Source organism: Bradyrhizobium sp. USDA 4354 (assembly GCF_054060315.1).
The window spans coordinates 2,825,981-2,844,914 of record NZ_JBSSDC010000001.1 but is presented as its reverse complement, the minus strand read 5'-3'; the positions used below and the strand labels follow the sequence as shown (position 1 = coordinate 2,844,914).

General features: G+C 62.9%; 19 protein-coding genes, 1 tRNA gene and 1 pseudogene. 12 read left to right on the top strand and 9 right to left on the bottom strand.

Annotated features, from left to right (window positions below):
- Positions 1 to 403: 403 nt before the first annotated feature.
- Both ACVIIV_RS13400 and ACVIIV_RS13395 read left to right on the top strand, forming a co-directional pair.
- On the top strand, positions 404 to 904 hold the full coding sequence (locus ACVIIV_RS13400) for a hypothetical protein (RefSeq protein ID WP_456744606.1): 501 nt from the start codon (positions 404 to 406) through the stop codon (positions 902 to 904).
- Positions 905 to 915: 11 nt separating this feature from the next.
- Positions 916 to 1,386, top strand: coding sequence for a hypothetical protein (locus tag ACVIIV_RS13395; RefSeq protein ID WP_456744605.1), 471 nt, complete (start codon positions 916 to 918; stop codon positions 1,384 to 1,386).
- A gap of 3 nt (positions 1,387 to 1,389) precedes the next feature.
- Here ACVIIV_RS13395 and ACVIIV_RS13390 read toward each other — a convergent pair whose 3' ends face one another.
- The gene (locus tag ACVIIV_RS13390; RefSeq protein WP_456744604.1) at positions 1,390 to 1,986 is read right to left on the bottom strand and encodes a TetR/AcrR family transcriptional regulator; all 597 of its coding nucleotides are present in this window, start codon (positions 1,984 to 1,986) and stop codon (positions 1,390 to 1,392) included.
- Between the two features lie 153 nt (positions 1,987 to 2,139).
- Between ACVIIV_RS13390 and ACVIIV_RS13385 the strand changes: the two genes are divergently transcribed.
- Entirely contained in the window at positions 2,140 to 2,517 is a 378-nt protein-coding gene (locus ACVIIV_RS13385) for a tautomerase family protein (RefSeq protein ID WP_456744603.1), read from the top strand.
- A gap of 102 nt (positions 2,518 to 2,619) precedes the next feature.
- Positions 2,620 to 2,958 carry a hypothetical protein gene (locus ACVIIV_RS13380; protein WP_456744602.1) on the top strand — a complete coding sequence of 113 codons (339 nt, stop codon included), beginning with the start codon at positions 2,620 to 2,622 and terminating at the stop codon, positions 2,956 to 2,958.
- 15 nt (positions 2,959 to 2,973) lie between these two features.
- Here ACVIIV_RS13380 and ACVIIV_RS13375 read toward each other — a convergent pair whose 3' ends face one another.
- Complete coding sequence (locus ACVIIV_RS13375; RefSeq protein ID WP_456744601.1) at positions 2,974 to 3,903, bottom strand: CobW family GTP-binding protein; 930 nt, start codon at positions 3,901 to 3,903, stop codon at positions 2,974 to 2,976.
- 3 nt (positions 3,904 to 3,906) lie between these two features.
- Positions 3,907 to 5,397, bottom strand: a complete 1,491-nt coding sequence (locus tag ACVIIV_RS13370) for an amidohydrolase family protein (RefSeq protein WP_456744600.1) — start codon at positions 5,395 to 5,397, stop codon at positions 3,907 to 3,909.
- A 527-nt stretch (positions 5,398 to 5,924) separates the two neighbouring features.
- Between ACVIIV_RS13370 and ACVIIV_RS13365 the strand changes: the two genes are divergently transcribed.
- The 4 genes and pseudogenes from ACVIIV_RS13365 to ACVIIV_RS13350 all read left to right on the top strand — a co-directional run bounded on the left by ACVIIV_RS13365 (position 5,925) and on the right by ACVIIV_RS13350 (position 8,628).
- The gene (locus ACVIIV_RS13365) at positions 5,925 to 6,221 is read left to right on the top strand and encodes a type II toxin-antitoxin system TacA family antitoxin (RefSeq protein ID WP_456744599.1); all 297 of its coding nucleotides are present in this window, start codon (positions 5,925 to 5,927) and stop codon (positions 6,219 to 6,221) included.
- 3 nt (positions 6,222 to 6,224) lie between these two features.
- Positions 6,225 to 6,662: a GNAT family N-acetyltransferase gene (locus tag ACVIIV_RS13360; RefSeq protein WP_456744598.1), complete on the top strand. Its 438-nt coding sequence runs from the start codon at positions 6,225 to 6,227 to the stop codon at positions 6,660 to 6,662.
- Positions 6,663 to 6,793: 131 nt separating this feature from the next.
- Positions 6,794 to 6,889 (top strand): annotated as a pseudogene (locus ACVIIV_RS13355) (SEC-C metal-binding domain-containing protein); the annotation flags it as partial.
- A 713-nt stretch (positions 6,890 to 7,602) separates the two neighbouring features.
- Positions 7,603 to 8,628, top strand: a complete 1,026-nt coding sequence (locus ACVIIV_RS13350; RefSeq protein ID WP_456744597.1) for an alpha/beta hydrolase — start codon at positions 7,603 to 7,605, stop codon at positions 8,626 to 8,628.
- 22 nt (positions 8,629 to 8,650) lie between these two features.
- Here ACVIIV_RS13350 and ACVIIV_RS13345 read toward each other — a convergent pair whose 3' ends face one another.
- Positions 8,651 to 10,534: a UvrD-helicase domain-containing protein gene (locus ACVIIV_RS13345; protein WP_456744596.1), complete on the bottom strand. Its 1,884-nt coding sequence runs from the start codon at positions 10,532 to 10,534 to the stop codon at positions 8,651 to 8,653.
- A gap of 1,089 nt (positions 10,535 to 11,623) precedes the next feature.
- Here ACVIIV_RS13345 and ACVIIV_RS13340 point away from each other — a divergent pair.
- Both ACVIIV_RS13340 and ACVIIV_RS13335 read left to right on the top strand, forming a co-directional pair.
- Positions 11,624 to 12,343 (top strand): response regulator, encoded by a 720-nt coding sequence (locus tag ACVIIV_RS13340; protein ID WP_456744595.1) that lies wholly within the window; start codon positions 11,624 to 11,626, stop codon positions 12,341 to 12,343.
- Complete coding sequence (locus tag ACVIIV_RS13335) at positions 12,340 to 13,845, top strand: sensor histidine kinase (RefSeq protein WP_456744594.1); 1,506 nt, start codon at positions 12,340 to 12,342, stop codon at positions 13,843 to 13,845. Before ACVIIV_RS13340 ends, ACVIIV_RS13335 begins: the two co-directional genes overlap by 4 nt.
- A 169-nt stretch (positions 13,846 to 14,014) precedes the next feature.
- Here the strand turns inward: ACVIIV_RS13335 and ACVIIV_RS13330 are convergent, their stop codons facing one another.
- On the bottom strand, positions 14,015 to 14,593 hold the full coding sequence (locus ACVIIV_RS13330) for a hypothetical protein (protein ID WP_456744593.1): 579 nt from the start codon (positions 14,591 to 14,593) through the stop codon (positions 14,015 to 14,017).
- A gap of 483 nt (positions 14,594 to 15,076) precedes the next feature.
- Here ACVIIV_RS13330 and ACVIIV_RS13325 point away from each other — a divergent pair, with 483 nt between their 5' ends.
- Positions 15,077 to 15,598, top strand: coding sequence for a hypothetical protein (locus tag ACVIIV_RS13325; protein ID WP_456744592.1), 522 nt, complete (start codon positions 15,077 to 15,079; stop codon positions 15,596 to 15,598).
- A 286-nt stretch (positions 15,599 to 15,884) separates the two neighbouring features.
- Here ACVIIV_RS13325 and ACVIIV_RS13320 read toward each other — a convergent pair whose 3' ends face one another.
- The 3 genes from ACVIIV_RS13320 to ACVIIV_RS13310 all read right to left on the bottom strand — a co-directional run bounded on the left by ACVIIV_RS13320 (position 15,885) and on the right by ACVIIV_RS13310 (position 17,151).
- Positions 15,885 to 16,070, bottom strand: a complete 186-nt coding sequence (locus ACVIIV_RS13320) for a hypothetical protein (protein WP_456744591.1) — start codon at positions 16,068 to 16,070, stop codon at positions 15,885 to 15,887.
- Between the two features lie 29 nt (positions 16,071 to 16,099).
- Positions 16,100 to 16,543, bottom strand: a complete 444-nt coding sequence (locus ACVIIV_RS13315) for a YybH family protein (protein WP_456748716.1) — start codon at positions 16,541 to 16,543, stop codon at positions 16,100 to 16,102.
- A gap of 149 nt (positions 16,544 to 16,692) precedes the next feature.
- Positions 16,693 to 17,151, bottom strand: coding sequence for a hypothetical protein (locus ACVIIV_RS13310; RefSeq protein ID WP_456744590.1), 459 nt, complete (start codon positions 17,149 to 17,151; stop codon positions 16,693 to 16,695).
- Positions 17,152 to 17,593: 442 nt separating this feature from the next.
- On the opposite strand from ACVIIV_RS13310, the gene ACVIIV_RS13305 reads away from it, so the two are divergent.
- Positions 17,594 to 18,430 carry an alpha/beta fold hydrolase gene (locus tag ACVIIV_RS13305; protein WP_456744589.1) on the top strand — a complete coding sequence of 279 codons (837 nt, stop codon included), beginning with the start codon at positions 17,594 to 17,596 and terminating at the stop codon, positions 18,428 to 18,430.
- Between the two features lie 239 nt (positions 18,431 to 18,669).
- Here ACVIIV_RS13305 and ACVIIV_RS13300 read toward each other — a convergent pair.
- A tRNA-Glu gene (locus tag ACVIIV_RS13300) sits at positions 18,670 to 18,744 on the bottom strand.
- Positions 18,745 to 18,934: the final 190 nt, after the last annotated feature.

The window sequence follows — 18,934 nt, the reverse complement described above, 5'->3', positions numbered from 1 at the left end:
TCCAGCGCAAGCCCCTTGTGCGCGCCATGAAACATCCGGACAGGCCTGGCCCTCTCGACCTGTGACGCGTAGCCGTCCGCCCCCGGGACGCCGGGACAGACGCGCGACCAAGCCGGCCCTTCGATTGCAGCACGAGGCCGGCGGCATCGGCCATCGCCTTGCGCTTCTCGTCATCGGCCTTCCGCTTCAGCTCCTGCCGCAACTCCGCGGGGAGCGATGCCGGCACGCGGCGTACGGCTCGAGGAAAGCGAGACATGCTGCATCCGAGATACGAATTCTTCCAATCTAGAACACCTCGACATCGCCTCTCCGAGCGTTGACTTGGAGAGGTCTCTGGCAGAACGATCGGCGCAGATCATCCGCGCCAGCTCTGGCGCGAGCGCAGCCAAAGGCCAAAGGCTCAATGCATCAATCGACATATACCGGGCGTCTTGACCTTCCTGCGCTGAACGCAGCGGAGCGGCTCTTCATCTGGGGATTCAGGGCGAAGGCACGCAGCGGAGGTGCCGTTCCGACCGCGGCCGATATCAAGCAGGTGTACGACCATTTCCGCGTCGGCGACGCCGTGCCCTCGCTGGACTCCATCATCGAGGTCTTCGCCTGCACGGCCCATACCGCCATCGAAGTGCACTGCCCGACTTGTCCACGCATGTCGGACAGCGAGCACGGAATTCTGCGCGCCATCGCCGCGGCACAACAGGACCGCATCGATGTCGCCCGCGAACAGTTCGAGCGCTGGCTGCCGCCGGTCGGCGCCGATTGGGCGCTCGCGCCGGTCCACGGGCTTGCAACGATCTTCCGCATGGCCGGTCTCATCCTGCCCGATCGGCACGTGCGGTCTTTCGACCATGACCGGATGATGGCGATGCAGAGCTGGCTGGTCGGAAGCCCCACGCTGCATTGACGAGAACATTCATGATGCAGGATGCATGCGATTCTGTGGCAGTCACGGACGCCGGCCAGTCGCAGCTCTGTCCGCTCCAGGCCGCGCTTGCTGCGCCACGAAGCGTCGAGAGCTACGATGATTTCTGCCGCGTCGCGCTGTCGCTGTTCCGGTTCATCGGAGCGGCCTATGCGACCGGCGCCTCCGATTGTTGGGAAGCGGCCTATCGCTTTGCCGACGAGGCGCCCGGCATCGCCGACAGTCCGCTGCTGGTCGCCCGGGCCGCGGCCCTAGTCAGGATCCTGCGCGGCGGCCCATGCGAGCTGTGCTTCATGCCGCCGTGCTGCCGGCGCCTCTCCAAGGACGAGGCGGAATTGATGCGCCTGCTGGCGGTCGCACGCCGCAAGCAGGCGGGTGAGCTCGCGTCCGTGGTTTGCCAATTTGTCGGCTCCGGGAAAGAGGATGCGACAACGCGGGCGGTCAACGCGCTGGCCTGCTGCTGACACCTAACCTCCCTTCTCGAGCACGAGGTCGATCGCGTGCGCGGCGATCTTGCGCAGCTGGGCTTCGTCGCCATAGGCGCGCTCGAGCACGGCGAGGCCGCGCGTGACCGTGATGATGTGCAGCGCTGCGGCCGCCGGATTGCCCTTGAACTCGCCACGCTTGGCGCCCGCCGACAAGGTGTCCTGAACCAGCGCGGTGATGCGGGAGACGAGACTCGCAAAGGCCTGACGCGCCTCTTCATCCAACCCTTCGCCTTCCGCCGCGCCGAGTTCCATCAGGCCGCGCGTGGTCGGGCATCCCCGCGGCGGCGAGCCGGAACGGAAATTGGTGATGGTGAGGTCGAAGAACGCGGTGAGGCGTTTGCGCAAGCTGCCTGTCCCGAGCGCCTTCTGCAGGGCGAGCAGATAGTCGCCCGCGTAGCGCTCATAGGCCTGCAGGAACAGCGCTTCCTTGCTGCCGAAGGCATTGTAGAGGCTGCCGCGCTGCACACCGGCGTCGCGCGCGATGTCCGACAGCGAGGTGCCGCGCACGCCCTTGCGCCAGAACTGGTCGAACGCGATGCGCAGCACTTCGTCATGGTCGAACTCGCGCGGCCTCAAATGTTGCTCCTCAAAATATTTGACACTCCGTCAAGAACGTGCTTTCTCGACATCGTGTCAAAAATAAATTGGGATCCCCGTTGCGTCAATAAGCCGACGGCCGGCGCGGATCATGTGCCTGGCCGATCAGGCCCGCATGCAGAGGGACGTACGATGCCTCTCCTCCACATCTCGATGCGCACCGGAAAGCCGGACGCCTACCGCCAGGCCATCCTCGACAGTCTCTACCGCGCCATGCGCGAGGCGCTGAATGTGCCCGAAGGCGACGAGTTCATGACCATCAGCGAGCTTTCGCCCGCAAACTTCCGCTGCGGCAATGCCTACGGCATCACGCGCAGCCAGGACGCCGTGCTGATCCAGATCACCGTGTTCGCCTCGCGCACCCCCGAGCAGAAGAAGGCGCTGTACCGGCGGATCACGGAGCTGCTCGGCGAGCGCCCGGGTATCCGGCCCGAGGACGTGTTCGTCAACGTGCTCGATGCGCCCAAGGAAAATTGGTCGGTCGGAAACGGTCTCGCGCAATTTGCGTGAGATTGCCGGACCTGCCGCCCCCCTCTTGAGAATTGCCGGCCGGAAGGGTCTGATAGGCCGAGGCGGAAGCCTCCGCCGAGCCGAACCTGGGACCTGAACGGCATGACCATGTCGATCGAACAATTGTGGAGCCTGCCGGAGACCGCGCTGGTCGGCACCTATGCGGAAGCGCGGCGCCGCTATGTCGAGAAGAAGTTCGAGCGCGACACCCTGCGGACGCGACTGGAATGGATGCGTGCAAAGCTGTTCGTCAATACGTCCGGCGGCGTGACCGAACGCAGGATGGCGGTCGACGTGTCGGAGGAACTGGCGCGCAAGGGTCAGGAGGTGCGCCGGCGCGTTCGACGAGAAGCTGGAAGCGACGCCCGGCCGGCATGTGCAGTGGGCATCGCGCGCGGAATGGTATGTCCACGGGGATGGGTTGCCCGTGGAGAGGATTGAGACGCTGCGGGGGCTTCACAACGCTGCAACGCACGCCTCCATGATTCCATCGAGCTCCGCCTTTGAGAGAACGCCGAGTTCGGCAATGAAGACGATGCGCGTTCGCGCCACGCCCGGCGCCGGGGTGTCACCCGGCACCAGCGTCGCGCGGCCGGCGGCGAACTGAAATACCATGCTGCGGCCGGGCTGCTCGACCGTCTCGAACAGGCCTTTGGCGCGCGCCAGCTTTGGCGCCAGCCGGTTGATGGCCTGCTGCAAGCGGGGCAGCGAGACCGGCTTATCCGAGGTCCAACTCAGCGTCTCGAAGCGTTCTTCCGCCGGGCGGCGCGGCCCGACTTCGCGCGGCGCGGGCGCGCGGTCGACATTCGCAGGAAACAGCAGCGCGGACGGGAGCTCGCCGTGCTGCGCATCAACCACCACGGCAGGAACACGCAGCGCCCGGACGGCCGCGCGCATCCGCGCCCCCGCGCCCGCGTCCGCCAGATCCAGCTTGCTCAACGCCACGATATCGGCGACGCGCAACTGCGACCGCTGGAGCGCGTCGTCGAACGCGCCGGGCGGCGCCGTCGCATCCAGCACGCAGAGCACCGTCTCCAGCGTCGCCTCGCGCAGGATCACCGGGTCCATCAGGTTGCGCACGATGTCGGAGGGATCGGCGACGCCGCTGGTCTCGATGACGATGCACTCGGGCTTCGGATCACGCCGCAGCAGCGTCGAGAGCGTGCGGAGCAGATCGCCTTCGAGCGAGCAGCAAATGCAGCCATTGGCAAGGCTGACCACGCCATCGCTGGCGCCGGCGATCAGCTCCGCATCGATGTTGATCGCGCCGAAATCGTTGACGACGGCAGCGATCCGCCGGCCCTCCGCATGCGCCAGCAGATGGTTCACGACCGTGGTTTTGCCCGCCCCCAGAAAGCCCGTGACCAGGAGAATGGGGACCGGCATGAATCAGCCCTCGACGACAGGGCGGCGCACCGGTTTTCCGGGCCGCGCATTCACATCCAGAATGCCGTTGGAAATCAGCGGTTGGCCGCTGACGACGAGATGCCGCACGCCTTCGGAGGGCCGGTTCATCGTCGTAAAGGTCGCGCGGTCGCTGAGCTTCTCGTAGTCGAACACGACGATGTCGGCATCGGCGTCTTTCGCAAGCCGGCCCTTGGCCCGCATAGCGGGCGTGCTCTGCGACAAGATCTCCGCGGGGATCAGCGCGCATTTGCGTACGCCTTCCAGCAGCGACACTGCCTTGCGCTCGCGCACCCATTCGCGGATGAATTTCGTGAAGCAGCCGGCCGAGCGCGGATGCGAGGTGGCATCGTCGGGCAGCGGCCAGGCATCGCCGGTGTAGGTCTTGCCGTCCGACGTCGTCCACGGCATCGCGTCTGACGCGATCGCGCCGCCGGGATACAGCACCGACATGTCGAGCAGGTCGCGGTGATGCGCATTGTTCTCGGTATCGAGGATGTGCCAGAGCACCAGCGAGGACGGCTCTTCGGCCTGCGCCTTGAGAAGCTCCTCGCGGTCGTGGAAGCGGTAGCCGTCGGTCACGCGCTGCACGGAATCGTAGCCGGTGCCGTTGCGCTCGACGAACTCCGGATCACTGAAGAATGCGGCGGCCAGCACGGTCGAGCCGGTGCCGTAAGGATAGGCCTCGACTGTGATCGGCAGGCCCTGCGCCTGCGCCTTCTCGATCAGCACGCGGCAACGCTCGACGTCGGTCTTGCTCGACGAGTTGAAATGGCAGATGTGCATATGCGCGCCGGTGGCGCCGGCATAGCCGATCAGGCGGATATAGGCTTCCGCCGCGCTTTCGGGGTCGATGCGCGACATGAAGGCGACATGGGTGAAGGTCGGCACGTCGTTGGCCGCAGCCAACTGGCACACTGCCGTCAGCTCCTGCACGCCGGCGCCCGGCGCATAGGCGTTCAAAATGCCGATGCCGATGCCGCCTTCGTTCAGGCCGCGGGAGAGGCGCTCGAGGATGCCTGATACCTCCGCATCGGTTGCGACATTGTCCATCCAGCGGCGATCGCGCATGGCGTTGCCGAACGCCTCCAGCGAGCTCTCCGCGTTGGAGCCCGTCATCGCGCCGATGCGGGCAAAGGCCCAATTGGTGGCGGCGCCGTAGTTCAACACGCGGCCTTTCCGCGCCTGGCGCTCATACCAGGATGCGACCGGCAGCACGCCGGCCTCGAGATCGAGCGTCGTCGTGACGCCGTCGAAGGCCTGCATCCGGTCGGCCGGGATCGACTGGCCATGCGCATGCAGATCGATGAAGCCGGGCGCAACCACAAGCCCGGCCGCATCGATCACCCGCTCGGCGCCGCCGAGGCCCGTGCCGACGGCGGCGATCTTGCCGTCCACCACCGCCACGTCGCCGATGGCATCCATCCCGCTCGCGGGATCCACCACCCGGCCGCCAGAGATCACCAAGCCGCTCATATCTCACTCCTCCGCCTGAAACCGCATCAAGGCAGATTCCGGGGGCAACGACCACCTCCACGGAGGCCGATGCATCATGCTTACATGGAAGATCGTTTAGCGGACCAAGCGCAGACACGCGACCGCGTCCTCGCGGCAGGATTTGCCCGAGCTATGCTCCGCGTCACACCCTCTCCAAAGAAAGGGCGCAGGGAAGACCGGGCGCCAGCTGGCACCCATAAGACCCCTGCGCTGAACGAATGCACACGCAATGCACAGGGAAAACACAGGGCAGCCGAAACCCGGCCTTCCCTGCGCGATGGTTTGACGGCCTATGCCGCGCTCTCCCCGGAGCCGAATTCCTTCTGGCCTCCGTCACCTCAGCGAAATGCACGGCACCGCGCCGGTTGACGCGAGTGACGCCTTCGCCAGGGCTTGACCGTAGCAACGACGGCCAGGACCACACGGTTTCGCCGTACGCGGACTGACCCTGCTTCGCCAACAGGCTTCGCAAGGCATGGGCGCCGTCCGTCTTCGCAGGAAGCGCCATGCTCACGAGGTTCATCTCGCCCCGCACGCGCAAGCCCACAGACTTCGTGCGTGACGCGGCCGTGCGGGCCGCCGAGGACGTGCTGATGGAGACGGCGCCCATTCGCATGAGTCCGTCCGGCTTCAAGGCGTTCATGGCGGCGCTATCCGGACCGGCGGCCCCCGTGCCGGAAATGGTCGAAGTCTTCAAGCGCACCGCGCCATGGGAGAACAAAGCGTCTTCAGACGAGGCGGACGCTGGTTCGCGCGAAGAAAAGGCATCGAAGAAGGAAATCCGCTCGGGCAAGCGGCGCTGAGGCTTGGCGATCTCCGCCCCCGAACCGCTGACGCCGGCTCATCATCTCGACGAGTTCTCCTGCGGCAAGCCATCGCTCGACCGGTGGCTGAAGACGCGGGCGCTGTCCAACCAGGAGAAGGGCTTTACCGCCGTCATGGTGGTCCACGAGATGAATCGGGTGGTCGGCTATTACGACCTCGCGCCGACGGCAATCATCCCCTCGTCTCTGCCGCGGTCGATACGGACGGGGCAGCCACCCGACCCTGTGCCCTGTCTGTTGCTGGGACACCTCGCGATCGATGAGGATTGGATCGGCCAAGGAATCGGCACCAGCCTGGTCAAGCATGCGCTCCAGCGCTGCGTCACGGCCGCAGGCCTGATCGGAGGACGCGCGCTGGTCGTCAACGCGATCGATGCCGAAGCTGCTGCATTCTGGAAGCGGCGAGGATTTCTTGCCTAAGGACGATGCGCTCGTTCTCTTCAGATCCATCGCCGACATTGCGGCGTCGCTTCGCTAGACAAGCTGCTTTGGTGTATTGTGACCCCGATCAAATCCTGTCGCTGGTGCTCGCAATGGTAAATTGGCACAAGGTGGGACGAAACGACCCCTGCCCCTGCGGCAGTGGCAAGAAGTTCAAGAAGTGTTGCCTCGACTCGCACAGGCTGGACGCGCCGCCATCCGCTTTGTCCCAGTTTATGCATACACCGGACGTTGCCCGGTCGGCGCTCGAGGACGAAGAAGCGATCCTGGCGTATGATCCATTGATAGAGCCAGACCCGGATCTGTGGGTTGTGCTGGACGAGGAGGAACGGATCGATCTCGTGATGGCGTACCATCGGCGCGCCGGAATCCGCCTTCCGCGAGAGCAAGCGCACGCCGTCTTTCACGTGATCATCGAGAACCAAATTGCCGATCCCGAGCTGCCGGTGCGAAGCACGGCGCAGCGGCTGATGTCCGAAGGCCTCGATCGCCACGAAGCCATCCATGCGATCGGTTTGGTGCTTGCAGGACACATGAACGAGCTAGTGAAGACCAGATCGGGCGATGACAACGCCGACACGAGGCCCAATCAGGACCCAAATGAGGCTTATTTCGCCGAGCTGGAACTATTGACGGCGGACGAATGGCTTCGTTCAGGCTGACCGGCGCGCCCACATTCGATATCGACCTTCTCGAGGCCTCCAGGCGACCGCCTTGCCTTCGCGGCTAGAGCCACTGAGAAAGCGTTGCGCGATTGGTGCAGGTTCCATTCGATTGAAGTCATCGACTGATCTGGCCCTCGTTCGGACGCCATGACTTTGAACCCACCGCGAGCGGCTCTGCCGTCTTCTCGCCCCCATTGTCATTCAGGGAGCTAGGCGGGGCGGCGTTACGGTGGGCAAAGTTCCCGAGGTTCCGTGTGATCGTCCGACGTCTTCTGCAACGCGACTCCCGTCATTCCGTTTCGCGCCGCGCTCTCCTCGGCGGATTCGTGTCGGCAGGGAGTGCCCTCGCGCTCGGCGGATGCGCCGGCCTGGGTGCGACCGGCGCCCGCTTCGACGCGTCGTCGCTGTCCGTTGACCCCACGTTGCTTGTCGTCACCACGCGCAAGCCCGTGAACGGCGGCCGCACGAAACCCTGGTTCGGGCCGGCGCGCGCGACGAGCATGACGGTCGCGCGGGCCAGGCTGGTGGCCCCGGACGAGAGCCGTCTTTCTCTCGCCTCGGTTGGACTCGACGACTGGCGCCTTGATCGGGTCGAACCGGTAGCGGCCGACGCTGGCGACCTCGCTGCACAGGCCGGCGGAGGCGACGTGCTGATCTATGTGCACGGCTTCAAGCAGACATTCGAGACGGCGGTGCTGGATGGCGCCCATCTCTCCGATGGAGTCAAGTTCCGCGGCCGGACCATGGTGTTCTCCTGGCCTTCAAAGGCCGGACTGTTCGACTACGCCTATGACCGCGACAGCGCGATGTGGTCCCGCGACGATTTCGAACGCGTGCTGTCTGCGCTCGTGTCGGCGCCAGCCGGCGGCCGCGTGCACATCGTCGCGCACAGCATGGGAACCATGCTGACGCTCGAAAGCCTGCGCCAGCTCCATGCGCGCTACGGCGACACGGTGACGAGCAAGATCGGCGCGGTGGTGTTTGCCGCGCCCGACATCGACATGGACGTGTTCTCGTCGGCAATCCAGCGCATCGGTCCGCTCGCCGGCAAGATCACCGTGATCGCCGCGACGAACGATCGTGCACTGGCGCTGTCGGGCCAAATCGCAGGTGGAATGACGAGGGTCGGCGCCGCCGAGAAGGCTGTCATCGCGCAGCTCGGCGTGCGCGTGGTCGATGCCTCCCAGGAAGGCTGGGGCATCATCAACCATGATCTGTTCCTATCGAATGCGGAAGTGCAGCGGGTGATCCGCCGCTCGATCGACGGCACGACGGCGTGAGAAAGCACCGGCGCGCATTCTTCTAAGCGATCAAACGCTGCACCAATGCGGACTCGCTCGAATACGTCAGGAGCGCCTCGTGCGTTGCCCGGGTCACCCCGACATAGGTCAGCCGGACACATTCCTCGACGGTCTCGCCGTGGCGGCCGAGCGAGCCCAAGCCGGCGATAGCGACGCAGGGAAACTCCAGCCCTTTCGCACTGTGCATGCTCAAGAACCGCACGGCCACCCGCTTGACCGAAACTCTGTTGCGATTGTCCTTGGCCATATCGATGGGCACATCATGCCTGGCGAGGATCTGCGCGACCCGCCCGCCGATCCAGTGCTCCGGGTAGAGACACGCCATCTGCGACCACTCGTACCCGGCTTTTTTCCGGTCGAGAAACCACTCGGCGACGCAGTGCGCTTCTGCGTCGATGCTCACGCAACGCCGCACGGCCGGCTCCAGTCCCTGCCGGCCGGCATCTTCGGGCAACAGGATGGCGTGCTCATCGTCGGCCGTGATGCCCGGAGCGCCGATGACGTCTGCGGCGAAGCGTCTCGCGAAGGCAACGATTTGCGCCGTGTTGCGGTAGTTGACCTTCAACACGGTCGTTCTGCCCTTCGCTTCGATGCCGAGCTGGCTCCACACCGGACGTTCCCGGCCCTTGTAGATGGCCTGGATATCGTCGTAGACGACCATCAGCGCCTTCGTGCGCGGGTTCACCATCTTGGCCGCAAGCGCGAGCCATTGCGGCTCGAAGTCGTGCGCCTCGTCGATCAGGACAGCGTCGTACTGCTCCGCTGGGATATGGCCTTGATCTACCGCCTTCACGACCTCTGAAACGCTCGCAGCCAGTCGCGTTGCGTAGTCCGGATAGTCTCGCTCGGATGGGGCGGGAATCCCGTAAGTCCGCAGCATCCGGTAGCACCACGAGTGGAAGGTGAGAACCTGAACGCGGTCCTCCACGCCCCTGCTCTGCATGGCATCCTCGAGCCGGCCGGCGATGCCGTTGGCGTAACACAGGATCAGCACCGGCTTTGCCGCCGCACGTGCCAGATACTCGGCGCGAAAAGCGAGGATCAGGGTCTTGCCCGATCCGGCGACGCCGCGAATGATCCGATGCCCCTCGCCCAGACTGCGCGCGAACTGCTCCTGATGCAGGTCCATGACCGCAAGCGTCCGGTCCGAAGAATCGGCCCGGGGCGCCTCCTCCAAAGGCAGGGCAATCTGCCGTATGCGAATCTCCGGAAAGAGCAGCGCCCGCAGGCGGTCGAACTGCGGCATGGACAGCGGCTCTTCGAGACGCGGATGAACCATGTGCCACAACCTCGTCCGGAATTCCTCGGAGCCCGCTCCCTCCGTCATTTCATCCTTGAACAGACAGAGATGCTCGGCCAGCACCTCCTTGAGATTGGTCTGGTCGAACTGCTTGCGCGTGATGTTGGTGAATACGACCCCGAAGCCGAACGGAACAATGGGGCGGCCCGCGAAGCGATGACCGGGCGGAAACAGCAACTGCCCATCACGCTCCAGCGTGCGCACGACCTCAAACGTATACCTGCGAGCCTGCTCGAGGGGATTGCTCTCCCGTACGACACCACGATTGGTCAGCAGCTCGACCTTTGTCTTGTCCGCCGAGACAATCGTCTCCAGGCGCCAGTCTTTCACCTCGAGCACGAGCAGGCCGTTCGCAGGATGGACGATAATGAAATCCGGATGCCGGTTGAGAGGACCAACAGGGAGATTGTGCCAAACGACAGCGTTGTCTTCGACGAAATCCTTCAGCCGTTCCGCCAGGCGTAACTCTCCACGGCTGTCGAAGCGCGCAAAGCCCAGACTGGGGATCAGTATTGCCATTTTGACGCGATCGCCATTGCGGAGCACCTTGTGAGTTACATGTGTAGCAGCGGTCTCCAGGCTCACATGGTTGCCTAGACTGTGTAGATTTTCAATGGCTTAGGATTGTCCGGCGCCACTCAGAACAAGAGTGCGAACTCTTATGTGATTGAGATCGCCATCTAACTCGAGCCTTCCATTCGTGCACCCCCGTACAGGAGCAGGAAAGCGCAGGTGGCACGGGCGGCACGCGCCTCGACCTGCGCCTTGCCGGGCCGCGGCAGCAAGCCGCCTGATCTGAGTGTCGCCTAGCAACAGGCTGAGAAGGTCTTCGGCGGCCAATGTGGCGTCGTCGAGCTTCAGCCCCTCATGCTCGGCGTACCCTCCGCAATCACGGCAGGGTTGATCGCGACCGCACTATCGCATCCGTCTTCGAACGGGCGCTCCACATGCGGACCTGAGATGCGAGTGTCAAACGGTCGTCATCCGCCACGACATGCGAAATGGCCACGCGACTTGCACCCTGCGTCAAATCAACGGGCGTGGCCGAAGACGAAGTATTTCGTAAGACGAGAACGACCAGGCAGGTTATCCGAAATGCGGCTCTGCCAAGAAGCCATGCTTTTGTGACGTCGCCTTCTTCGTTCCCGACCGCTGAGCCTCCCGAGTTTCCCAGATCTGCTCGGTGAGAAACGGCGTCCATCGCACACATGCAGCGCTCCTGCTCGGTTGAACATGCGCACGATGGGATCCCGTTGTCGCAGAACTTTGCCGACGGCCACCGGGAATTGTCGCGATCTGTCTCAGGTATGCTGCATTGCATAGTTCGCGACAAAGTTGATCACCTTCACCTGCCGTCCTCCTATTCGCCGGTTTGGGATCACGTTGGTGTCAGTGCGGCTTCGGAAATCGCATCAGGTCCTGACGGGCATGCGAGTTTGCGACAATTTGCGACAGATGCGGCCCGCCGGGACAAAGTTCTGCGACAGCTTGTGGCTAAAGTGTCGGACTAGGATCGGAAATCCCTGCAGATGCAGGCGGTTCCTCCCCTAACAGGCCGGCACCTTGCAATCCGGATCTGACGCCAAGTTGCTTTCAAGAAGCCATCCCGCAAGGATGTGATTTCAGTCGATCGTACGCGGCCGATAGATTCTGGATGCTGAACGGAGCAATCGGATGGACTCGGCACCACACATCGCCGTCGTGGACGATCATCGCGACATCCGCGACCTGGTCGGCAGATACTTGATGCAGCATGGCTACCGGATCAGCCTCGCGGAGAGCGCAATCGCGCTGCGCCGTCTGCTCGAACGAAGTGCTCCGGACCTCGTGGTTCTCGACATCATGATGCCAGGCGAGGATGGATTGTCCCTCTGTCGCCATCTGCGCAGCACCACGGAGCTTCCCGTTATCCTTTTGACCGCCATGGCGGAGGAGACCGACCGCATCGTCGGCCTGGAGGTAGGCGCCGACGACTACGTGACGAAGCCATTCAATCCCCGCGAACTCCTCGCCCGCATCAAGGCGGTGCTTCGGCGCGTGCAAAGCCTGCCGCCGCAGAAGGGCAGGCTGGCCAGCAAGATCGTACGTTTCGACCGGTGGACCTTTGACGTCAATCGGCGCGAGTTGCTGGGAAACGATGGCGTTGCCGTGCCGCTCAGCACGGCGGAGTTCCGTCTCTTGTGTGCATTTCTCGATCATCCGGGCCTGGTGCTCAGCCGCAACCAGCTCCTCGACCTGACGGTCGGCCGAGATGCTGATCCGTTCGACCGGAGTATCGATAATCAGGTGAGCCGCTTGCGGAAGAAGATCGAGGCCGACCCGAAGGTACCCGCCTTGATCAAAACTCACTGGGGTGGTGGATACAGCCTCGTCGCCGAGATCGGGCAACCATGATGAGCCTGTGGACGCGCAGTCTTGCAGCCCGCTTCATCTGCTTCACGCTGCTGTCCCTCGTGCTGTCGCAAGCGATCGTATTCTTCATTTCCTGGGACGAGCACGGGCAGTCGATCCGGAAGGCAGCCAAGGGCGAGATACTCAGCAGGTGCGCCTCGCTGGCCCGGGTCCTGGAAGCGACCCCTCAATCGCTGCAGACCGACATCCTCAATGCCAGCAACACCAGTGCGGCGAGATACTGGATATCGACCGACGGCCTGAAGGATGCCTCGGAGTGGCGAGAGGACGCATGGGAGCGCCTGGCGCAGCCATTGCCGCGCGTATCCTTTCCCGGTCACGTGCCCGCCGAGGTCAGACCGGACTTCACCCGAAACACAGCCAAGAGCAGCAGCGCCACCTCCTCACAGTGGATCGACCTGAGACCGGAAGCCTGGCCGCTCTCCCGCCCTGCGAAGTTTCTTTATCTCGATGACAGCACTGGCATGGGTCTGGCCGTACAGTTGGCGAATGGGACGTGGCTCAACACTGCATTTGCCAAACCTGCACAGGACGGCTTCTGGACCTCCAAGTCCACCCTGGCGCTCGGCCTTTCAGCGTTGTCGTTGTCCGTTATTGCCGTGTTTGCCGCACGCGGCATTGCGCAACCCTTGCGCCGCCTCGCCGTAGCGGCCGACGCGCTTGGCCGGGGCCAGGAGGTCGTGCCGCTGCCGGAAACCGGGCCCGACGATATCCGACGCACCGCCGAGGCATTCAACCGCATGCAAGCGCGCCTGCATCGTTTCGTCGACGACCGCACCAAGATGCTGGCCGCGATCGGTCATGATCTGCGCACCCCCCTGACCTCGCTGCGCTTGCGTGCGGAGTTCGTGCGCGACGAGGACGTCCGCGAGAAAATGCTTTCCACCCTTAGCGAGATACAGACGATGACAGAGGCGACCCTGGCATTCGCCCGCGAAGATGCAACTGCGGAAACTACGCGCACCGTGGAACTCTCGGCGCTCGTGGAAAGCCTCTGCCATGATCTCGCCGAACTCGGTCACGACGTCTCCTTCGCCAACGGACAGAAGATCGGCTACAGCTGCCGGCCAGACGCACTCCGCCGCGCGTGCCGCAACCTCATCGAGAACGCCATCCGTTATGGCGAGCGTGCGCGCGTCAGCGTGGGGAGACGCGCAGACAATATCGAAATCATCGTCTCGGATGACGGACCCGGCATTCCCGACAGCGCCCGCGAGCAGGTTTTCACGCCATTTTTCCGGATCGAGAATTCGCGAAATCGCGAAACAGGAGGCGTGGGCCTCGGCCTTTCCATTGCCCGGACCATCGTCCGCCACCACGGCGGGGACATAGACTTGGCCAACGGAGCGAAGGGACTGTACGCGGTCATCAGCCTGCCGGCGCAGGAAGGCGCCCCGCCTCCCGTCAGCCGGCCGATCACGGCCGCAGCAGTGAAGGATGTTATCAACGATCTCGAACCGGCGCCGCGCGGCATCTCCGCTTGAAACCCGGCGGTGCATGTGTGCGTCTTCGCTGGCGACCTGTTCGCTGCCCGAACCGGTGCCGCATCGCACGATGTCGCTGAATATTGTAGGTTTGGCGCGCCAGTCAGAACAGAACCGAGAACCCTTATGTAATTGAAGCTCTCCAATGCCAGTGCGCACCAAGGGTCGATCACCGCGCGTCTGCGAGGGCTCGCGGCTCGACCAGCAGGCCCTGTCGTTCGTAACGGCCGCGAGTTCTGCTGAAGCGTACGACGACGGCATATCGGGTACTGTTCGCCTTCACGCGCCGCGTGAGCAGGGCATCACCTGCCGGCAGAAATTCGAGATCATCGAGGCCGACGCAGCGCAGACACGCCGGGCCGGCAGGCTCCATCATGAGGAGATTACCGATGCCGCCACAGCGATGGCATGCCCACTCCGTGTTCAATGGCTGGATGACCACCAGTTCCGGGCCGCGGCTTGCCTTCCGCGCCAGACGCTCGCGCTTTGCCTCGGAGAGTTCCGGCGACACCCAGTGTGTCCGGTAAGACGCCTCGATCTGAGGATCTTCGCTTCGGCTGAAGCGCAGCTCCCGGCGTTGCGGCGTACGATCGACATAGGCTGTGGGGCTTGCGATCAGTCCTCTCGCGGTCGCCCAGGACTGGAATAGCTGCACGGCTTCCAGGATGCGAGACGGATCGATTTGGACAACCTCCTTCCAGGCAACCGATCTGCCGGCGCAGCCAGCGCTCGACGGCTCCGGGATCAAGCCACCCGATCCCGATGAGGATGTCGGTGGCGCTCACAAAGTGCCGGGCCGCCAGCGCCCTTTCGGCTGCTATGGCGACGCGATCGCCAAGTGGAACCCGATTCTTCCGGGCGGATCAATTTCGCAAGGCTTCAACCCGTTCCCGGTCCAGATGCGGCCCGTGGACCGGAGCAAACTCCTCGGATTGCAGCCGGCACACTGTCGATAATGGACATTGCTGTTTCGCGTATCAATGCGCATCGCTAACGATGAGGAAAGCTGGCGGCCCAACTCGGGAGCGTTTCATGGCCCTTCCCCTCGCCCAACAGCAGTCGATTTTCGCCTGGGGTGGCGACATGCCTTCGACGCGCGGGGACATCCTCGCCCGCTACCTACAGCTTCGGGAAAATCTCCAAGAAAGTTCATGAGGAAGTCCTCCAGTGCGTATCCGCCGATGCCTTACTCAATCACGCACGCAGGCTCGGATTGGCGCAAGGAAAGACGTTGCTTCTCGAAGACATGGACGAGATGTACTACGTCTACGACCTTGCCGTTTACACTGCACCGGCGGATCGTTCGCGGGCGATCGATCGCTACGCGAAGTCGGCCAGGTTCGAGGCGCAGTCCGACGAAGGGGTGATGCTGGACGCAATGCGTCGGTCGCAGTTCGCGATACTCTTGATCGAGCAGCGTCACGACGAGGTGGGCTTGATCGCCACTGACGTTATTCGCAAATCGAAAGTATGGCTGCTCGACGTCGGGCTCGAAAGTTCGATGGACGATGGAGAGCTGATCGCCACAAGGCTCCTTACCCCCGGGGCGTTCTCGATGACTGCCGGCGTCATGGTCCCGTTTGAAATTGAAATGATCGATCCAGTTTGCAGGCTGCTGCCGCAGCGCCTGGGCAACAGCAAGCTGAGCCGGATAGCGGACGACAGGCGCTTCGCAGAAGCCGTCTACAAGGTGGCGCTCGCGGACAGCGTCATGGATCGCATGGCTTATCTTGATACCCCCGATCGGCTCTGACGTCGGATCGGCGGATTCGCGAATCGATGGGCGCCTAACGCCAGAAGGCGAGCGATCAAGTGCTACGCTGAGGAGGATGCTTTCTCCACGAGGCGAACGGACGACCGGAAGGGAGCGACCAGCGGCCCGTGGTTATGTAAGTCCTCAATTGGCATTCCATAAAGAGCTCCCTGCATGAGTTCGCCGACATCGAGTAGCGAACGATGGAGCAATGAATTGAGTGCACTGGACCGTAATCCCTACAGCCACCACCATCACCGCGGCTATGAAACGCAAAGGCGCTCGCCTACCCAGCTTCCGTCGTGCCGTCCAGAATCCAACCGATCGCCAGTGGCCCGATGAAGCGGCCGAAGTAGCCGAATGTCGAATGTACCGCGAACGTGGCACCGAGGCGTGTAGCTTCGGCGATGTCGACCGTACCGGCCCTAATTGACACTGAGCCGAGCCAGATCATTGCGGAGTAGATCATCATCAACGCGACGCCACGGCGCGCGGACGATGTCAGCGGTCAAGGTTCATGACCACATTCCCGCCCTGCTGATTAAATTCAAAAGGCCACGAGATATGTTCGTGCACAATCAACCAGCCGCGTTTCGAGCGTTGGCAGCAAACGGTCGACCGTATCCACACCTCCTCAAGCCCTGCCTTCGATAAGTGAACGTTTCCTTTGTCCAAGTGAAGCATATGCGCAAAGGCGACATTCTCGCTCAGCGCAATATCCAAGTCGCGAGTTTCCAAGCCGATCGGGCCCTCATACTCATCAAACCACCGCAGAAAATTGCGCCGGACCGCATCGGATCCGATGAACCCCTCAAGAGGAGGTACACAATCGAAATAGACGATATCGGGGGAATAGAGCGACATGAGGCGCTCGATGTCCTTCGCTCTGCATGCCTCAGTTCGACTTTCCAAAAGTGCTTTGACATCAGACTGTATTGGAGCCATTGCGCTTTCCTGTGTTGAAGCCGTTGCCCCCAAGCCAGTGGGCGCCATCGGTTCATTCCGTCGCAAACGCCTGCGGCGCCAAAGCGGTTCCTTTCGAGAAGGACGAACCGTCAAAGCTGATTAACCAGCTGCCCGTTTCGGCAAACTGATTAGCTGAACACGACAGCGCCTGTAAGCGCCACGAAACCGATGAGCTGCACGACAAAGCGAGCTGCATGCGAATAATCCCACTGCCGGCGCCAAGCGGCCCAATCGGACGGAACGGATTGGGTCGACCATTGAAGGATCTCCACGTTGGCGGCGTTGGTGACAAAGATCCAGATGCCAAGGAAGGCGAGCGCGAAGCACGCGGTCGCGGCTGAGCCCAGCAGAAATGGCACTTGATCGTGTCGCAGCATGAACGCGAGCAATGCCGACGCGACGATGGCGCCAATCTCGACAGGTCCGCCAACCCACGCAAAGAACGGATAAAGGGTCTGCTGCAGCCGGGTCCACAGCGGCCCGTCGTACTGCAGCTTGGCCATGATTTCGAGCGTGTGGGCGAAGGTCGTGCCCAGCAGCAACGCGGCCAACAGCAGCGTGACCATAGTCCATATCTTCAGCAGCATGTATTCCTCTTGCTGGGCAGACCCCTAGTTTGGAACCTTTTGCGCCGAACGTGGTCCCGAGCGTGAACCGTCAGCGTGCGAAGACTCATGATGAAGACTCATGATAATGATGTCGCGAACATGTGTGACTGCATCTGACTGCTACGGTCGTGCACGCGACTACTTGAGTTTCATCGGGAAACGCAATGCAAGCTGGGCAACCCAGCTGCGATAACCACAGATGGGGCTTCGCAGTTCTGATCTGCGGCACGAACGCTCGCACTAATTTGCTCTCATCACCGTCTTGCGCTCGTGGCGCTGGTCCGTGGAACGCATCGCGCGTCGATATGTTCTCCAAACCGAGTGCAGCCCACTCATGCTTCTTGCCGGGCCGTGCCCGCTCAAGTCGGAACAGACCTCCTGCTCTAGGCGCAGCGCAGTGACTAGGCTCGGAAGGACAGCAATGGCGATGCGATGGGATTTACCGAATCGGTTCTCGTTTGAGGGACAGGACATCGCCTGGGGCGTGGCGGGCCAGGGCCGGCCGGCCGTTGTAATGCATGGCTCGCCTTTCTCCTCGCGTGAATGGCGTCGGATTGTGCCTTGGCTCGCTCGGCATCGGCGCGTCTTTTACTACGACCTTTTGGGCTACGGCCAATCCGCTAAGCCCGACGCGGACGTCCTTCATAGTGCCCAGAACCGACTGTTCGCCGCCCTCGCACGTCATTGGAGCATCGACCGGCCCGACATTATCGCGCACGACTTCGGCGGTTCGGCCGCGCTGCGTGCGCATCTCCTGGACGCTATCAACTACCGTAGCCTCATGCTCGTCGATCCCGTCGCGATCAGCCCACAAGGCTCGGTGCTCGTCCAGGCGGCAAAGGCGCACCCGAAGGTGTTCTCCGGTCTGCCCGCCTACGTTCACGAGGCAATCTTGCGCGCCTACATCGGCGCCTCGGTGAAGCACCGCCTGCGCGAGGAAGAGATGCGGGCTTACATAGAGCCATGGCTTGGCGACGAGGGACAGAAGGCGTTCTGGCGGCAGATCGCGCAGATGGACGACAAGTATTCGGAAGAGGTCGAGGGGCGGTACGGCGAGATCCGGTGCCCCGTCGCCATCCTGTGGGGTGAGGAAGACGAATTCATTCCGCTGGAGGATGGCAAGGAACTCGCCCGACGCATTCCGAACGCGTCGTTCACTGTCATCCCGGACGCCAAGCACTTCGTCCAAGAGGACGCACCGGAGGCAATCGTCGCCACCGTCCTTGATTTCTGGCACCGACTGGATGCAAGTGGCTAACCTTATCGCTTGAGCGTGCCCGCCGGGCTGGTGCTCGCCTGCTAGGGAAGCCCGCGCCAACCAAACCCTTCGTTCCGGGGTCGGAGCGCCGTGCAGCGGCGGCATCGTATCGGTGATGCTCTTAAGCGAGGAGAAAAGGCGTTCGGAGTCTAGATGGCGAACACTTACTGTCCCACCGGACATGAAAGTGGGACAAAGATCGAAAATACTGCAGAGTTTTCAGTGTGGTATTTTGACAATGGCGCTCCCTAGGGGAATCGAACCCCTGTTTCAGCCTTGAGAGGGCCGCGTCCTAACCGCTAGACGAAGGGAGCGTGAGGCGTACGACATAGCCGCGAAATCCGCCGGCGGCAAGCCTCGATCGGGGGCAAAATCGGCTGATATGCGCGGTGACTGCGGCTCCAAGCTTAACCGCATGATGGCCCGTCAGGCGCCGCCAAACTCCGCCACATGAGCGGAACACTTATGTGGCGTGGCGGGCTGGAGAACGATCAACAGCCCGGG

What these genes read in the sequence shown, in the direction of transcription:
- ACVIIV_RS13400 (WP_456744606.1), top strand. Translation starts at nt 404, where the DNA reads ATGCATCAATCGACATATACCGGGCGTCTTGACCTTCCTGCGCTGAAC.
- ACVIIV_RS13395 (WP_456744605.1), top strand. Translation starts at nt 916, where the DNA reads ATGATGCAGGATGCATGCGATTCTGTGGCAGTCACGGACGCCGGCCAG.
- ACVIIV_RS13385 (WP_456744603.1), top strand. Translation starts at nt 2,140, where the DNA reads ATGCCTCTCCTCCACATCTCGATGCGCACCGGAAAGCCGGACGCCTAC.
- ACVIIV_RS13380 (WP_456744602.1), top strand. Translation starts at nt 2,620, where the DNA reads ATGACCATGTCGATCGAACAATTGTGGAGCCTGCCGGAGACCGCGCTG.
- ACVIIV_RS13375 (WP_456744601.1), bottom strand. Translation starts at nt 3,903, where the DNA reads ATGCCGGTCCCCATTCTCCTGGTCACGGGCTTTCTGGGGGCGGGCAAA.
- ACVIIV_RS13370 (WP_456744600.1), bottom strand. Translation starts at nt 5,397, where the DNA reads ATGAGCGGCTTGGTGATCTCTGGCGGCCGGGTGGTGGATCCCGCGAGC.
- ACVIIV_RS13365 (WP_456744599.1), top strand. Translation starts at nt 5,925, where the DNA reads ATGCTCACGAGGTTCATCTCGCCCCGCACGCGCAAGCCCACAGACTTC.
- ACVIIV_RS13340 (WP_456744595.1), top strand. Translation starts at nt 11,624, where the DNA reads ATGGACTCGGCACCACACATCGCCGTCGTGGACGATCATCGCGACATC.
- ACVIIV_RS13335 (WP_456744594.1), top strand. Translation starts at nt 12,340, where the DNA reads ATGATGAGCCTGTGGACGCGCAGTCTTGCAGCCCGCTTCATCTGCTTC.
- ACVIIV_RS13320 (WP_456744591.1), bottom strand. Translation starts at nt 16,070, where the DNA reads ATGATGATCTACTCCGCAATGATCTGGCTCGGCTCAGTGTCAATTAGG.
- ACVIIV_RS13315 (WP_456748716.1), bottom strand. Translation starts at nt 16,543, where the DNA reads ATGGCTCCAATACAGTCTGATGTCAAAGCACTTTTGGAAAGTCGAACT.
- ACVIIV_RS13310 (WP_456744590.1), bottom strand. Translation starts at nt 17,151, where the DNA reads ATGCTGCTGAAGATATGGACTATGGTCACGCTGCTGTTGGCCGCGTTG.
- ACVIIV_RS13305 (WP_456744589.1), top strand. Translation starts at nt 17,594, where the DNA reads ATGGCGATGCGATGGGATTTACCGAATCGGTTCTCGTTTGAGGGACAG.